12 protein-coding genes are annotated in these 16,843 nt (G+C 37.6%); 7 read left to right on the top strand and 5 right to left on the bottom strand.

Translation table 11 applies throughout. The features are described from left to right. Positions 1-72: 72 nt before the first annotated feature. Positions 73-1,191, bottom strand: a complete 1,119-nt coding sequence (locus tag AB1278_RS07380; protein WP_429813358.1) for an ATP-binding protein — start codon at positions 1,189-1,191, stop codon at positions 73-75. A gap of 396 nt (positions 1,192-1,587) precedes the next feature. Between AB1278_RS07380 and mdlD the strand changes: the two genes are divergently transcribed. The 4 genes from mdlD to AB1278_RS07360 all read left to right on the top strand — a co-directional run bounded on the left by mdlD (position 1,588) and on the right by AB1278_RS07360 (position 6,064). Next, positions 1,588-2,907: an NAD(P)-dependent benzaldehyde dehydrogenase MdlD gene (mdlD, locus tag AB1278_RS07375; protein WP_343643676.1), complete on the top strand. Its 1,320-nt coding sequence runs from the start codon at positions 1,588-1,590 to the stop codon at positions 2,905-2,907. Positions 2,908-3,103: 196 nt separating this feature from the next. Further along, positions 3,104-4,417 carry a hypothetical protein gene (locus AB1278_RS07370; protein WP_137905272.1) on the top strand — a complete coding sequence of 438 codons (1,314 nt, stop codon included), beginning with the start codon at positions 3,104-3,106 and terminating at the stop codon, positions 4,415-4,417. A 1-nt stretch (position 4,418) separates the two neighbouring features. Then, positions 4,419-5,009 carry an LPS export ABC transporter periplasmic protein LptC gene (lptC, locus tag AB1278_RS07365; protein ID WP_429813354.1) on the top strand — a complete coding sequence of 197 codons (591 nt, stop codon included), beginning with the start codon at positions 4,419-4,421 and terminating at the stop codon, positions 5,007-5,009. A gap of 11 nt (positions 5,010-5,020) precedes the next feature. After that, entirely contained in the window at positions 5,021-6,064 is a 1,044-nt protein-coding gene (locus AB1278_RS07360; RefSeq protein ID WP_429813351.1) for an anhydro-N-acetylmuramic acid kinase, read from the top strand. Between the two features lie 47 nt (positions 6,065-6,111). Here AB1278_RS07360 and AB1278_RS07355 read toward each other — a convergent pair whose 3' ends face one another. Next, the gene (locus tag AB1278_RS07355; protein WP_034699917.1) at positions 6,112-6,501 is read right to left on the bottom strand and encodes a hypothetical protein; all 390 of its coding nucleotides are present in this window, start codon (positions 6,499-6,501) and stop codon (positions 6,112-6,114) included. Positions 6,502-6,537: 36 nt separating this feature from the next. Here AB1278_RS07355 and AB1278_RS07350 point away from each other — a divergent pair, with 36 nt between their 5' ends. Then, positions 6,538-7,146, top strand: coding sequence for an NUDIX hydrolase (locus AB1278_RS07350; RefSeq protein WP_202838975.1), 609 nt, complete (start codon positions 6,538-6,540; stop codon positions 7,144-7,146). Positions 7,147-7,312: 166 nt separating this feature from the next. Here AB1278_RS07350 and AB1278_RS07345 read toward each other — a convergent pair whose 3' ends face one another. Both AB1278_RS07345 and gldJ read right to left on the bottom strand, forming a co-directional pair. After that, positions 7,313-8,584 carry a UDP-N-acetylmuramoyl-tripeptide--D-alanyl-D-alanine ligase gene (locus AB1278_RS07345; RefSeq protein ID WP_411413951.1) on the bottom strand — a complete coding sequence of 424 codons (1,272 nt, stop codon included), beginning with the start codon at positions 8,582-8,584 and terminating at the stop codon, positions 7,313-7,315. 152 nt (positions 8,585-8,736) lie between these two features. Then, a complete protein-coding gene (gene gldJ, locus AB1278_RS07340) occupies positions 8,737-10,338 on the bottom strand; it encodes a gliding motility lipoprotein GldJ (protein ID WP_110011788.1) in 1,602 nt (533 codons plus the stop codon). A gap of 164 nt (positions 10,339-10,502) precedes the next feature. Here gldJ and porU point away from each other — a divergent pair, with 164 nt between their 5' ends. Continuing rightward, complete coding sequence (gene porU / locus AB1278_RS07335; RefSeq protein ID WP_202838973.1) at positions 10,503-14,405, top strand: type IX secretion system sortase PorU; 3,903 nt, start codon at positions 10,503-10,505, stop codon at positions 14,403-14,405. 60 nt (positions 14,406-14,465) lie between these two features. Continuing rightward, positions 14,466-15,629, top strand: coding sequence for a type IX secretion system outer membrane channel protein PorV (gene porV / locus AB1278_RS07330; RefSeq protein ID WP_062674515.1), 1,164 nt, complete (start codon positions 14,466-14,468; stop codon positions 15,627-15,629). 428 nt (positions 15,630-16,057) lie between these two features. Here the strand turns inward: porV and blaCHM are convergent, their stop codons facing one another. Next, a complete protein-coding gene (blaCHM, locus tag AB1278_RS07325; protein ID WP_343640058.1) occupies positions 16,058-16,819 on the bottom strand; it encodes a CHM family subclass B1 metallo-beta-lactamase in 762 nt (253 codons plus the stop codon). Positions 16,820-16,843: the final 24 nt, after the last annotated feature.

Here is a 16,843-nt window from a genome sequence, read left to right as displayed (position 1 = left end):
TAAGGAAAATAGAGCTGAAATAATAATCTGTCCAGAACAAAAACAAAAACTCCGGTAAATCCCGGAGTTTATTTATGTGCTTTTATGAATATATCTTGATAATTTTATTCCCAGGTCGGTCCAGACGATTTTGGGGTTTCCGTTTCTGGTCAGGTGCAGATCAGCAACATTGATTTCTTCTAAAATGCTCTCAATATTGGCTCCGCTGATAAATTTTGAAAAACCGGCCCAATTGAAACCGTTCGCATTGATCTTTTTATAAACCAGATTTTCGGACTGATAATTCTGAAGCAGCGCCAGTCTGAAAATTTCAGAACAATAATTGAGGAAGTTTTTTTGCTTTTCTCTGTTCCACCCAGCAATTTCCCTTGCCCATAAAATAATACTTCTGAGATATTCCGGTTTCTTTTTTACCATAAATGCATCTCTTACCCATTGTACAAAAAGCTTTTCAAACTCATTGCTTTTGTCTCCTGAGTTCAGAAGCTTAATGGCGTCATTGAGGTCTCCCTGCGCCTCATGAACAATTTCTCTTACCTTATCTTCGGAAACAGAAAAGTTCTTTTTAAGATAATTTTCAATATCTTCATCATTAATTCTCGGGATCTCTACAATCTGTGTCCTGGAAAGAATGGTAGGAAGAATATCATTGGTACTTTCGGCAGTGAGCAGAATGACTGTTTTTGCGGGTGGTTCCTCTAAAAATTTCAAAAATTTATTGGAAGCCGCGATATTCATTTTATCTGCTCTCCAGACAATAAGAATTTTGGTTCCGCCTTCAAAACTTTTTAAAGAAAATTTCTGGTTTTGATCATCCACTTCATCCGCAGAAATAAATAACTGTTTATTTTCTGATTCTAAAAAAGCGGTCCAGTCGTCGTAGCTTGCATAAGGAGAAGCCAGGATCATTTCTCTGAACTCGTCAAATTTATTTTTGCTTAATGAGTTTTTATTATCCGTAAAAACCGGAAAACTGAAATGCAGATCCAGGTGATTGAGGTGCTCAACCTTCGCAGCAGCATGTTCATTTTCCTGGCTGAAAATTTCCCGTGCATAGGCCAATACCATTGGCAGTGTTCCGTATCCCTCCTTTCCTACAAAAAGTTGGGCATGGCTCACTCTGTTTTCAGCAATGCTTTCTCTAAGAAGTTTTTTCAGATTCGTCTGTCCGGCGATGTTCTCCCAATTCATGTTTCAAAGATAAAAAATCTTATTTCATTTTATAAAATTAAGTCTGCTTAAAATAGATAAAAATATAGATCAGCCATTTTGAGTTTCTTTACATCTTTAAAAATGCAGGATGTAATAAAACCATTAAGAAGGATGGAAAAAATAAAGTATAGTTAAGATGAATCATTCTGATCTAAAGATTGAAGAGAAGGTTATCTTAATATTCGTAGGACCTTCATATAATCTTAATGGTTCAAAAGAAATATGTCATATTATAGGTAACATCAATAATAGGATTAGAATAAAATATAAAATTAAATTTTACACAATTTAATTTTAAGCAATACATTTGTAGAGTGAAATTATTTGTAAATTTATTACCATTTCACACCAATTCAAATATTAAATTATATACCAATGGATATTAACCTGGAACAAAAAATCAAAGGGATATTTCAACAGCAGAAATCCTTTTTCAAAACCAATCAGACAAAAGATATTGAATTCAGAAAAGCACAATTAAGAAAATTCCGGGATGTTTTTCTTCAGCATACCGATGCACTTTGTGAGGCTTTGGATACAGATTTGGGAAAAAACAGAAAAGAAGCGGAATATGTGGAGATTCAAATAGTGATCAGCGAACTTGATTATTTGCTGGAAAATATTGACGAATGGGCAAAACCGACTTCTGTACCTTCCAAACCACATCCTTCAGGTGCGGAAGTGGAAAGTAAAGTAACGTATCAGCCTTATGGAGTTACCTATATTATTGGTCCTTTCAACTATCCTGTTCAGTTAACATTCAGTCCGTTAATCGGAGCTTTGATCTCCGGAAATACAGCCATTATAAAACCTTCTGAAAATACACCACATGTCGCGCAGGTGCTTGAAGATATTGTGAAAGCATCTTTTGATGAATCTTATGTAGCCGTTATTCAGGGGGCTATTGAGGAAAATACTCTTTTACTCAGCTTACCTTTCGATTATATTTTCTTTACCGGAAGCCCGAATGTCGGGAAAATTGTGATGAAAGCCGCTGCCGAACAATTAATTCCGGTTACGCTGGAACTTGGAGGAAAATCTCCCACCATTGTTCATAAAGATGCCGATCTGGATAAAGCTGTGGCAAGAATATCCTACGGAAAATGGATAAATTGCGGACAAACCTGTGTCGCTCCCGACTATATTTATATCCATGAGTCTGTAAAAGATGTTTTTATAGAAAAATTTAAAGCTCATTTAAATACAAGTTATGAAGGGAATTCTTTGGGGAAAATCGGGAAAATTGTAAGCCAGAACCAAATTAAACATCTGGCAGGTTACCTGGAAGCTGCTCCGGAAAAAGTAATCTACGGAGGACATTATGATCTTGAAACCCGTCATTTTGAAGCTACTTTAATGGATAACGTGACCTGGGATGATCAGGTGATGCAGCAGGAGATCTTCGGCCCTATCCTTCCCGTTATGACCTATAATAATATTGAAGAAGCTCTCGAGGAAATCAACAGCCGTCCAAAACCTCTTGCATTATATGTTTTCACGGAAGATCAGAAATTTGCAGATTATGTTTTAAACCATACCACAAGCGGTGATGCTGAAATCAACAGTTCCATTATCCATGTAGGTTCTCATTATTTACCTTTTGGAGGCGTAGGAACTTCGGGAATGGGAAAATATCACGGAAAGTTCAGTTTTGAATGTTTCAGCCACAGCCGTTCTGTACTTCAGGTAAAATAATAGTATAAATGCTTACTCATATAAACCGGGACTGTTCATCATAGAACGGTCTTTTTTGTAAAACAGAATTGCTGTTTTTATTGCTGAAAATTTGCATTTTTCTTTTAAAGGAAAGCCCTTAACAAACTTTAACCACATATAATTTTTACAATTCATTAATATTTAAGATATTTGCGCATTGTTTTAAAAATCAAGAATGAAAAAAATCTTTGTAGTATCATTCATATCAGTTGGATATTTTCTGAACGCACAGAGTCTAAGCAACTCTCCTTATGCAACTTATGGAATTGGAGATGTGAAATATGATAATACGATCGAAACTGCTTCTATGGGAGGTATATCTACTGCTTTTATAAGTGATTTTACCAGTAGTTTCAATTTTGCCAACCCGGCAAACAACGCCAATTTTGAACTTACGAGTATCAGACTGGAAGCTACCAACGAAAACAATTATTTCAAATCGAACTATAACGATATGAAATCTACAAAGCATTCTACGTATCTTTCCAATATTTCGATTGCATTTCCATTATCTTCAAAAGTGAAAATGGGGATCTCTTATCAGCCTTACAGTTCTAAAAGCTACGATATCGTAACGGAACAGTTTACAGAAGATAAAACTCCTCTTTACAAAAACAGCTTTAAAGGAAGCGGAACTTTAAATACAGCTCAGCTTGCTGTGTCTTATAAGATCAATCAGGAATTATCCGTAGGAGCAAAAGCCAACCTTTATTTCGGAGACCTTAACGACCTTAATGAATTCCGTGCTTACAACAGTAACCTTGGGACTTATGTAGGTGAATATGTTAATGGCTATGAGACTAAAAACAGAGTCAGAAACTTTAATTTTACACTGGGGACAAGCTACCAGACTTTAAATACACGTACTGATAAGAAGTTCACATTGGGAGCTACTGCCACTTTTGGGAATACCAGTAATATGACGACACAGTATGTCAACAGTACCTACAGATATTCTGATGCTCAGGAAACCACCAAGCTTAGCGGATCGGAAACCATTATCGAGCAAAAAGAAACAAAATCCAAAAACCTTCTTCCGTTACAGGCTTCATTAGGGGTGGGATATGGTAGTGAAAACCATTGGTTTGTATCAGGACAGCTTGATTATAAAAAAGGAGAAGACATCTCTTATTTCGGTAAAACCTTTGATTTCCAGGACACTTACAGAATTTCTGCAGGTGGATGGTACCTTCCTAACTATAATAACTTCAGAAACTACTTCTCAAGGGTGATCTACCGATATGGAGCGTTCTACGAAAGAGGAAATCTTAAACTGGAAGGAAACAGCATTAATAAGTTCGGTATTTCAGCCGGGGTAATGTTACCGTTCAAGAACAGCAGTATCACAAGAATGAGTGGTCTTGAAATCGGATTGGAAGTGGGTAAAAGAGGAACTCTTAAAAACAACCTGATCAACCAGAACTTTGTCAACCTGAGAATCGGCTTTAATTTCGCTGATAAATGGTTCAGAAAGACTCTTTATAACTAAGATGAATTTTTCAGAAAAAATATCATATAAAAATATAGCATGCCTTTTTAGTTGTGCTATATTTTTTATATTGACATCCTGTGAGGAGGATCTTACCAAAAGAAATGGCAACCAAAGCAAGAATTTCCCTTCACAGATTATCAACAACGCCAATATTATACAGCGTGACTCCGGCTTTGTGACTTTAAAAGCCAAAGCCCCCATCATTGAAAAATACGAACTGATCGACAGCCCGTATGTGGTAGCCAGAAAAGGAATTGACATTGAGTTTTTTGATAAAAAGAAACCTAAGGTTCCGGGAAGAATTACCGCTAAATATGCCCGTATTTTCGAATATAAAAAATTCTACGAAGCCAAAGGTGATGTAAGGATAAAAACCAATGAAGGGCAGAGATTTGCCATGCAGAGTATTTATTGGGATCAGAAAAGAAACAGAATCTACACCAAAGATACAGTTTATGTTACCATGGAAGATGGCTCTACCTTGATAGGTGCCAATGGAATGACTGCCAAAGATGACTTTTCCGAATATACATTCTATAACAATTCCGGAGATTTCAGTTCAAAAAGAATTTCTGAAAATAAAAAATAAATCCAAAAAGAATGAAAGCTGTGGCTATTGGACTGATGTCCGGGACAAGTCTGGATGGTCTGGATATCTGTCTTGCTGAATTTGAAAAGCAGGACACATGGACTTTTAAAATCCTGAAAGCCGAAACACTCTCCTATTCTGAGGATTGGGAAACCCAACTTAGAAACTCCATTTATCTTTCGTCCGAAGATTTGCTGGAACTGCATTCAGCGTATGGTTTTTATCTCGGGCAGCAGGTTAAAGCATTTATTCATCAGCATCAGCTTGAAAATATCGACTTGATTGCCTCTCATGGGCATACGGTTTTTCATCAGCCTAAAAGAAAATTCACCCTGCAGATCGGTGACGGCAGAGCCATAAAGCTGGAAACCGGGTTACCTGTTATCTATGATTTCCGAAGCCAGGATGTGTTGATGAAAGGAAACGGAGCTCCTCTGGTTCCTATAGGTGATGCATTACTTTTCTCCGGATACAGCGCCTGCCTGAATTTAGGTGGATTTTCCAATATTTCTTTACAATGGGATGGGAAAAGGATCGCTTTTGATATTGCTCCCGTGAATATTGTTTTGAACCATCTGGCCCAGCAGCTGCATAAAAATTTTGATGAAAACGGAGCACTGGCCGCACAAGGAAAGATAGATGAAATTTTACTGAACCAGCTTAACAGCCTGGATTTCTACCAGATTTCGCATCCAAAATCTTTGGGAATAGAATGGTGCCATCAACATATATTTCCCCTTCTTGAAAATATTGAAGCCTTAGATGCTCTGGCCACTTTTACAGAACATGCTGCCCAGCAGATTGCCAACGTCATCAATGAATATAGTATAAAAGACATCCTTATCACCGGAGGAGGCGCTTACAACACTTTTTTAATCGAAAAAATAAGAGCAAAAACAAAGGCCGAAGTGATCATCCCTGAAAAAGAGATCATCGATTATAAAGAAGCCTTGATTTTTGCCTTTATGGGCGTTTTAAAGATGAATAACGAGATCAATGTATTGTCTTCTGCCACGGGAAGTACAGCGGATCATTGCTCGGGAGTTATTGCATAAAAAAACTTTCATGTAAAATAAAAAAACCTTCAAAATGAAGGTTTTTATTATTTATAAGCTTCGATTTTATCCGTAAGCGTATTGATAAAGTTCTGTAAAGGCTTTTCTACCATCATTTTGATGAATGGATTGAATTTCCCTTCAAATAACATCTGAACTTCGGTCTGGTTTTCACTGATCGGGTTCAATGTCGCTGTTAATGAGAAGTCCAGACTTGAACTTGCAGACCTTAAAACAGCTTTCTGATCATCCACTTCATCTATTTTTAAAGCGATTTCAGGCATCCCCTGTAATCCAAATTTAAATCCGTTATCTCTTGTTTCAAATTTCTGAAGACCGTCTGGCATAAAATCTTTATAATTTTCAGGAGATTTCAGCAACTCTGTAAGTTCTTTAGATGATTTATTGACAATAATCTTTCGTCCTTCTAAATTCATTTTTTATTTTTGTATTTAAATTCTTAACTATTACAAATGTATAAAGTTTTTGTCAACGAAAAAAAATTATTACTATCTAAGCATCCTGAAGAACTTGAAAAAAAGCTTGGATACGAAAATTATACAACTTTAGAGATCGCCCTGGATCTTCTGGAGAATACTTCTGTGCAGGAACTTAATGTGTATGGAGAGAATTTGGATGAAATCTGGCAGGAGTTTCAAAAGCTTTTCAGAATTATAGAGGCTGCAGGAGGTCTTGTTAATAATCCTGAAGGTAAGATTCTTTTCATCAGAAGATTAGGCAAATGGGATCTTCCCAAGGGTAAAATGGAAAAAGGAGAATCCAGAGAAGAGTCTGCCGTACGGGAAATAGAGGAAGAAACAGGGTTGAGTGATGTTGAGCTTGTACAATTCATCAACACGACTTATCATATCTATGTAGAAAGAAACGGGGAGAAAATCTTAAAATGCACCCATTGGTTTGAAATGAACTTTGACGGCGAAGATACTTCCAAACCGCAGATAGAAGAAGGTATTACCGAAGTAGCCTGGAAAACGACCTCAGAAATTGAAAATGAAGTGTTCCCGAGTACTTTTAAAAATATCAAACTAATCGTAAAAGAATTCTGGGATTCGAAGAAATAAGTAAGAAGGCTGGAAGCTGGAAGAATGAAGCCGGAAGTTACGATCCGGCCAATTACTTCTTTAAGTTATTCATCAGTGAAATTTTATAAAGCTGAAGAAATAAGAGAACGGTCTTTAATTTCCTTCCTTCATGAACACTCCTCCCCCAGCGCCCAGCTTCCTTACTTTAAATAAAGTCGATCACTTTCTCCAGAGCAATTCCTCTGGAACCTTTCAACAATATATTGTCAGACTGAATGCTATTCTGTTTCAGGTATTCTGTTAATTCGGCCGTATTTTCAAAAGCAAACTCTGAATCATTAACCGCTTTAAAATGTTTTCCGACAGTAATGATCTCATCGAAATGAAGATCCTGAGCCAGTTTTAAGATGTTCTGATGCTCTTTCTCACTTTCATCACCCAATTCCAGCATATCTCCGATGATAATGGTTTTGCTGCCTTCAAAACTGATAAAGTTATTTAAAGAAGCGGTCATAGAGCTTGGATTGGCATTGTAAGTATCAAGCACCAAAGTCCTGCCCTCTTTTTTCACCACCTGAGATCTCATATTGGTGGGGGTATACAGCTCCAGAGCATGCTTAATTTTTTCAAAGCTGATTCCGAAATGAAGGCCAAGACTGGCAGCAGCACAGAGATTGGTAAAGTTATACTCTCCTGTCAGTTTTGAAACGGCTTTTACGCCCTGATAGGTCAATCCTACAAAATGTTCAGCGGAAAAAGATTCAAAATTGTAATCCGATGTTTCTTTTCCAAAAGTAATTTTAGGTGAATAGTTTTCAGTCTTTTCAGCCTGGATCGGATCGTTTTCATTCACAACAATTGTTCTGTTGTTATTTTTAAGATAATCATACAGCTCAGACTTTCCTTTGATTACTCCCTCAAAACCTCCGAAGCCTTCCAGATGAGCTTTCCCAAAGTTGGTAATATACCCCAAATCAGGTTGTGAAATGGTACACAGGAATTCAATTTCCTTTTGATGATTCGCTCCCATTTCAATCACAGCCATTTCATGTTCCGGCTTAATGGAAAGGATTGTCAACGGAACTCCGATATGGTTGTTCAGATTTCCTGATGTATACTGAACGTTAAATTTTTCCGAAAGAACAGCATGGATAAGCTCTTTTGTAGTCGTCTTTCCATTACTTCCCGTAAGCCCGATAAAAGGAATATGAAGCAGGCTTCTGTGATAGATTGCCAATTGCTGTAAAAATTCCAGCGTAGACGGAACATAGAAAATGTTTTTATCTCTGTTTTCAAATTCCGGAAGTTCAACAATCACTGCCAGAGCTCCGTCATCAATGGCTTTTTCTGCCAGCGTAGCTGCATTGAAATTCTCACCGGAAAAGGCAAAGAAAATATCATTCTCTGCTATTTTTCTGCTGTCAATGGTTACTTTTGCCGCCTGCAGAAATAAAGGATAAAACTGTTCTATATTCATGTGGAAATATATATTTTTTTTAAGAATTGACATGCAACCGCCAAATCTACACGAGTATTTCAGGCTTTTCAGCCCAAGCGGTTTCATGGTTCAAAAATAAAAAAACCTTCCGAAAGTCCGGAAGGTTTTTTGTAAGTATTTTTTGATAAATATTATCTTCTAGTTCTACTCTTATCGCTGGCTTTAGCATCCTGTGCAACACGGAAACCTACCCAACCATAAGCTCTGTTTTGATTTTTATATCTTCTTTGTCCCGGATCCAGCCAGTATGCTGTATCCTGCCATGAACCTCCTTTTACTACTCTAACCTCGTTAGAGATTGCAGAAGTTCTGTCTTTGGTATCTTTTTGTAGTTTCACTCTACCGCTTCCATCTACAACGAAGCTTGTTTTAGGAGCGTTGTACATATCGAATCCGGCAGCAGAATCAGAAGCTCTGTAATATTCTAAAGAAGACTGTCTGTCACCATCTCTGTAGTTTCTGTAGTCAGCAATAGTTTGTCTTTCGAATTGTCCAGGAAGTCCTCTGTAAACTAATCTTCCATCCGCTAACGTATCATACTTGATAGTACCTTCGTCGATCATTTTATAAGTTCCGTCACCGTTTCTTACGATCGCCTGAGGCATGTTTCCTCTGTAGTAGTTGAAATCGTTGTAATCTTCATCGATGATAGGTCTGTAAACGTCAGCCGTCCATTCAGAAACGTTTCCGTACATACCGTAGATTCCTAAATCGTTAGATGGATATTGTCTTACGTCAGAAGTCTGAGCTGATCCGTCGTTTTTCCAACCTGCGATACCAGAATAATCACCTCTACCCATTTTGAAGTTTTCAAGGAACATTCCTCTGTCTCTTCCTTTGGAACCTCTTAATCTTTCAATTTGAGGTTTTTTACCCAGATATTGGTTATATTCTCTGTTTTTAGCCATACCCAGAGCTGCATATTCCCATTCTACTTCAGTAGGAAGTCTGAACTTCTGTACCATTGCAGAATTCGGAGCTCTGTTAGCTGCAAGCAATCTCTGGTTTGTCGTTTTCATACCAGTTTTCTGCTGCATTCTTTTCTCATTGATATATCCCTGCATTTCAGGATCATTCGATTTGAATTTATCCATATTGAAAGCAGTTCCTCCCTGGTTGTTGGATTCGTTGATATACAAATCTTTGGCAATAATACCAGCCTGCATCAAAGCTTTTTCATTGGCTCTGTCAGACAGCCATTCACAGTATCTGTTTGCCTGAGTCCAGGAAACTCCTACTACCGGATAGTAATCAAATTCCGGAGAACGCAGATACGTTTCGTTATAATCGTTTCTTGCTAATTTGTTGTCCCATAATAAGGTATCCGGCAAAGCACCGTTATAGATCTCCTTAAAACTCGGGTCACTTGGTGGGAATACATACTTCAACCATGTAAGGTATTCGCGGTATTCGTAGTTAGTAATTTCAGTTTCTCCGATAAAGAATGAACTTACCTGCATTCTGCGAGGTGTGTTATTCCAATCGTGCATAACATCATCTTTCACTAATCCCATTGTAAAAGTTCCACCTTCTACATATACCATCCCAGGCCAACCCTTCTGCTTCTGTTGCTTTCCTGCAAAAAACCAACCCTGTTTTTCGTTTGGTTTCCAACCTGTTTTGCTGACAAATTTTTTGGTACCGCCACCTTTGCTGGTTCCTGATCCGCCACAGCTGGTTAATGCAAGTGTAGAACTTAATGCTATTAATGAAAACAACTTTAGTTTTTTCATAGTCGATATAAATATTTTCAAAGTACAAAGAAAAAATAAATTATTCAATAAATCAAGTAAACATTTGATTTTTTTGAAAAACGTTAACAAATTAATTTTATTGTATCACAATTTAATTCTAAAATTTTCATTTATTTTGTAATTTAGCAATTTCAATAGTAAACATGAAACGAAAAATTACGATTTTATCTTTAATCGCTTTTGCATCAACACTTTACGCTCAAAGAAACACCATAGAATGGAATGGTTCTAAAATCCAGGATTTTGGTGACACAAAATTAAATCTTCCTAATTTTAAAAATGAAGGTTTTTCTTACAGCCAAAATAATGTTTTTATCGTAAGCAAGCAAAAAATCGGAGAAAAGCAATTAAAAATCTCAGACCTTGTCTGGGAAAGCGTTTCAAATCAGGATTTGTTTGAACTGGATAAGGGCAGACTTCCTGATTATGATGTAGCAGATGTTTCCTATTATACTTTAGATGGTGAAAGCTATGCCAGCATTAGTATTGCTTTATTTAAAAATGTAAAAGGCCGTGTTCAGAGATTATCTTCGTTTAATGTTTCGGAAGCTTCTTCTTTTATCAATACAACAGGAACTGTTAATAAAATAGGAACCACCGGCAATCCTTTATCAAGTGGAAATTTTTATAAAATAAAGGTAGACAAGTCCGGAGTATTCAAAATCACTTCGCAGTTTTTAAAAGACAACGGAATCAATCCGGGTTCTGTAAATCCTAAAAATTTCAGAATTTATGGAAACGGGGGAATCATGCTTCCCGAATACAACCAGGATCCAAGATACGGTGCTTTACAGGAAAATGCCATTCAGGTGGTAGGTGAAGATGACGGGGTATGGAATGACAATGACTACGCTCTTTTCTATGCACAGGGTCCCGACGGATACAACCTTTATGATACTTCCAACGGGAACGGCTTTAAAAGACACGATACCCGGTTCAGTGAAAGAAGCAATAATGTCAAAAACATCTATGAGGATTTCTCCTATTATTATATCAACTTTGATAAAGGTGCGGGAAAAAGGGTTGCGACTGTAGACGGAAACCTTCCAGCCCAGCTGATTACAAGGTATGACAGTTACCAGGTGATCAACAAAGATCAGAAAAACCTGTTAAAAGTAGGAAGAACATGGGTAGAAGATATTCCTTTCACCAATGAAAAAACAGTAACATTTACTACCAATTCCCCGATACAGGCGAATGATGTAATACGATACAGAACCCAGGTGGTAGCGTACAATTCCCAGCAGAATACGATAGATTTTAAAATCAACAATTTAAATCCGCACCCGCTGCAGGTAATTCCTACAGACACCTCTTCGTATCAGTATACTTTCTATCCGGTAACTTATACTGGAACATTAACCAATCTTACCGGAAATCAGTTTACACTGGTTTATAATCCTGATATCTCCAAGAATCCGAATGGAACTTTCTATTTTGATTATGTAGAGGTTCAGTATAAGGAAAACCTTGCATTCAATGGTTCACAAATGAACTTCAGGGATTACTCAATTGTAAGTGGAAGCAATACAGACTATGGTTTCAGTATCAGTAATGCTGCTGCTATAGAACAGGTATGGGATGTAACGGATATTACAAACGCCAATAGAAGAGTGAATAAGGCAGGAGCCGGTTCTTTCAGCTTTGCGTACACAGCTGCTGATCAGAATTTCAACAATGAGTTTGTAGCTTTCCGTGCTGATGCGGCTTTCAGTCCGCAGTTTGTGGGAAGAATCTCGAATCAGAATCTTTCCGCAATACAAAACGTAGATTATCTGATCCTTACCGTTCCTGAAATGATGGGCCAGGCACAGAGAATTGCCAACTACCATCAAACCAAGAATAACTATAAGGTAGAAATTGTTGACATCAATAAAATCTACGAGGAATATGGCAGCGGAAGTAAAGATCTTACCGCGATAAGAGATTTCGTAAGTAAACTCAATACCCCACTGGGGAGACTTCAATATGTATTTATCCTTGGGGATGCTTCATACGATTATAAAAACAGGGTTCCGAATAATTCAAACGTTGTTGCCAGCTATCAGAGTGAGCAGTCTTCCGATTATGTATCCTCTTTTGTGACGGATGATTATATCGTAATGACCAAGCCGCAGAATACATTATTAATTGAAAACAACCTTCCGGATCTTCCGGTTGGCAGAATTCCGGCAGCCAATGCCAGTGAAGCCGGAGATATGATCAATAAAACACTGGCTTACTATAATTCCCTTCAGGGACAGTCGAGCCCGTTTGGAGACTGGCGTATGCGACTTGACTTTGTAGTGGATGATAACAACGAAGGGGGAAGCCCTTTCCACAATGTCATGAACAACTCCCTTGCCGGCATATTTGAACAGCCTGGCCAGCAGGAACTTAAAGAGTATAATGTTAAAAAATTATACATGGATGCCTTTACCGCCCAGAGTACTTCCGGAGGACGAAGATATCCGCAGGTAAACCAGGCCATTTCCAATGCTATCGGAAACAGCTTATATCTGTTTTATTTCGGACACGGAGGAATCAATGGCTGGGCACAGGAAAGAGTACTTACCAGCACAGAAGTTCAGAATGCCAACAATTTCTCTAATGTATACAGCAGATTCCCGTTTGTATCTACCATTACCTGTGAGTTTACATTATGGGACGAACCTTCAACCAACTCTGTAGGAGAACAGTTTATTAAGATGAAACAGGGAGGTGTTTCTACCATGATTACCTCCAGCCGTGCTATCGGGGTTGATTATGGACGTGATTTTACCAATACCTTTACTCAGAATATTTTTAAGTTAACCAATGACGACTTTAATACGCTGGGGAATGCCCACTTAATTGCCAAAAAACAAAAAGGACCAAACAGTAACCACTTAAAAGTAAACTTACTGGGTGATCCTGCCATGAAATTAAGCAGACCACAAAGACTCCTGGTTATTGATAATATTGAAACACCTGTTCCGGGACTGATCAGAGGGCTGGATTTTGTAAAAATCAAAGGACACATCAATAATCCGAACGGAACACTGAACAATACCTTCAACGGAAAGGTCAGCATCAATATTTTTGATAAGAGATTAAATAAAAAAACATTAAATAACAGTGGCGTTTTATCTCCGGTGTTAGAGTATACTGAGGAAGGAAGTGCTATTGTAAAATCTGCAGGAACTGCTGTAAATGGGGTTTTCACTGCTGAATTCTATGTACCTAAAGACATTAACTATGCTGTAGGCCAGGGAAGAATACTAGCCTATGCAGATAATAAGTCAACGGATGTTTTCAACAATCAGGCTGTACAGGTTGGCGATATTAATCCAAACGGAATCAATGATAATCAGCCTCCAAAAGTAAAACTGTATATGAACAACACCAACTTTGCAGATGGTGGAATTACCAATCAGAATCCAATGCTTCTTGCCTGTCTTACCGATGATACAGGAATCAATTCAACAGGATCCGGTGTAGGGCATGATATTACAGTATATCTTGACGGGCAGATTATCAATACTGTTGTTTTAAATGATTTTTATGCTCCGGGAGAAGGAAACGGATGTTTAAATCCTAGTCTTGCCGAATACCAGAAAGGAAATGTAACCTACCCTTTCAGAAATCTTGCAATAGGACAGCATCAATTAACATTTAAAGTTTGGGATATAAACAATAATTCTACAACTGCTACGTTAAATTTTGAAGTTAAAGATGAGTCTGACCAGCATCTGACAATAAACCGTCCGCTAAACTGGCCAAATCCATTTACCAACAAAACCTATATTCAGTTTGAACACAATTGTGATGATATTCTGGATGTGAACGTACAAATTTATACAATAACAGGAAGATTGGTAAGAACTTTGTCGCAGCCGGTGGTTGCAGAACCGTTCCTACAGGGCTTCAGAACCCCTCGTCAGGCCATAGAATGGGACGGAAGAGATGATTTTGGAGCTACTGTAGCAAAAGGTACGTATATTTTTAAGATATTTGCAAAAAGTCAAAATCAAGAAAAATGCAAAGGAAGTGCTACAGCTGTAGAAAAAATGGTACTTTTGAAATAATAAAATAGAACAATAGACAATAATATTAATAAAAAACTGATAATATATAAAAGACAACATATGAATTTAACTACTAAACTGCTATTAGGATTTGGTTTGAGTGCTGGTTTTTTAGGCTATTCGCAAGATTTAGGTAAAGTAAACCCAGTTCTTACCGGAGCTCCTTTCTTAAGAATTGCACCTGATGCAAGATCGGGAGGTATGGGAGATCAGGGGGTGGTAACCTCTCCGGATGCATTTTCACAATTCTGGAATGCGGCTAAATACCCTTTCAGCAGGACAAGTTCTTCCGTAGGTCTTAACTATACGCCTTACATGGGAAAACTTACCAATGATGTATTCTTATTATATGCTTCGTTCCATAAGTTTTTAGGACAGGAAGAAAGATCTACAATCTCCGCGAGTATCTATTATTTCAATATGGGACAGGTAGACCTGACTCAATTGGTGGGTACAGAAATTGCTTCTATGGGTACATCAAAACCAAACGAATTCTCCATTGACGTTGCCTACGCTTTGAAACTTTCTGATTCATTCTCCGGAGCTGTTACCGGTAGATTTATCCGTTCAGACTTAGCCGGAGGATTCAACACAGATACAACACTTAAGGCTGCGAACAGTTTTGCAGTAGACGTTTCAGGATACTATACCTCTCCAAGATTCTCCAGTATTGGCGGATATGATGGTAAAATCAATGCAGGTTTAGCTATTCAGAACTTAGGTCCAAAACTGGATTATACAGGGAATGAAGAATCAAGATCTTATCTTCCTACTATGGCAAGATTAGGGGTTGGATACGATATGTACCTGGATGATATGAACAGAGTTGGAATTTCTGTGGAAGGTTCAAAACTATTAGTTCCTGGATCTGAGTATGCAGGAATAGACCCGAATACAAGACAGCCTATCTACCAGATCCCGAATGTAGGACCAATGGCTGGTATCGGAAAATCTTTCAAAAATAAAAACAGTATCATGTATAGTGGTGCTCTGGAATATTCTTATGACAATGCATTTTCTGTAAGAGGAGGTTACTTCCATGAAAGTGAAGAGCAGGGAGCAAGACAGTTTGCAACTGCAGGGGTTGGGCTAAGATACCGTTCTTTCGGACTTGATCTTTCTTACCTGATCAATATGTCTAAGATCAACAGTGCTTTGGATAACACGCTTCGTTTCGGTCTAACCTGGAACATCGGAGAAGAAACATCCAACAACGATCGTTAATAAAAGAAAAAGCGATAAAAAAAGCCTCATACATTATTGTATGGAGGCTTTTTTTATGTCAATTGTCAATGGTGAATCCGCTTCGCTTGTCAATTTTTTTATGCTGCAATCATTCAACATTCACTTTGCAAAGTAAAAATTCACTTTTGATTCGTGAATAGCCAATCGTCAATCCGTTTCGCTTGTCAATTTTTTTATGCTGCAATCATTCACCATTCACTTTGCAAAGTAAAAATTCACTTTTGATTCGTGAATAGTCAATCGTCAATCCGTTTCGCTTGTCAATTTTTTTATGCTGCAAGCATTCACCATTCACTTTGCGAAGCAAAAATTCACTTTTGATTCGTGAATAGTCAATCGTCAATCCGCTTCGCTTGTCAATTTTTTTATGCTGCAACCATTCACCATTCACTTTGCGAAGCAAAAATTCACTTTTGACCTTTAAATAATGTAATTGTATAGTCAAGAAGTTTTCCATCACCGTAGTCGCCATGGCCGGGAACTACAATTTTCACATCCGGATATTCTTTTTTTACTTTTTCAACGGTATTGGACCAGGCAAAAACATTGGCATCACCCAAATATCCTTTACCTGCCTCCAGCTCTTTTAACAAACAGCCTCCAAATAAAACATTCTCGCTTGGAAAATATCCCACAGCATTGTCTTTTGTATGCCCTTCGCCGAAAAATTTTGCTATGACATCTTTATCCCCGACTTTTAAAATAACAGAATCATTAAAACTGTTTTCAGGAATAACAAAATTATTTTCTCTGGCCAGCTCAATTGTTTTCACATAGGAATAGGATGAAATATTGTGCTTATGAAAAGTCATCAATCCTCCCAAACTGTCATCATGAAAATGGGTTGGAATAATGGCCTTAATTTTCGAATCAAGCTTTTCATTAATCCATTGTATCAGCTCTTCTGAACTTTTATCATTGGTAGGTGTATCAAAAACAACGGTTTCGTGATGATCTTTTACAATCAATCCATTACAGGGTACATTCCCGAAATCATTGGTCTGTTTAAAGGAGGTATGAATAAAAGAATTCTCTGAAATCTGAGTAATGATCAGGGTTTTTGATTCATATATTTTCTTTGCTTTAAAACTGTTTTTGCTCTGTGAGCTACAGCTTAACATGATCAAAGGAAACAAAATGGCCACTATATTTTTACTGATGAAATTCATAAAATGATAATTTACGCTTGAGAT

The sequence above is a fragment of the Chryseobacterium sp. NRRL B-14798 genome (genome assembly GCF_050470705.1).
GTDB lineage: Bacteria > Bacteroidota > Bacteroidia > Flavobacteriales > Weeksellaceae > Chryseobacterium > Chryseobacterium cupriresistens.
The sequence above is the reverse complement of the archived record's forward strand: the minus strand, read 5'-3'. Positions and strand labels throughout refer to the sequence as shown.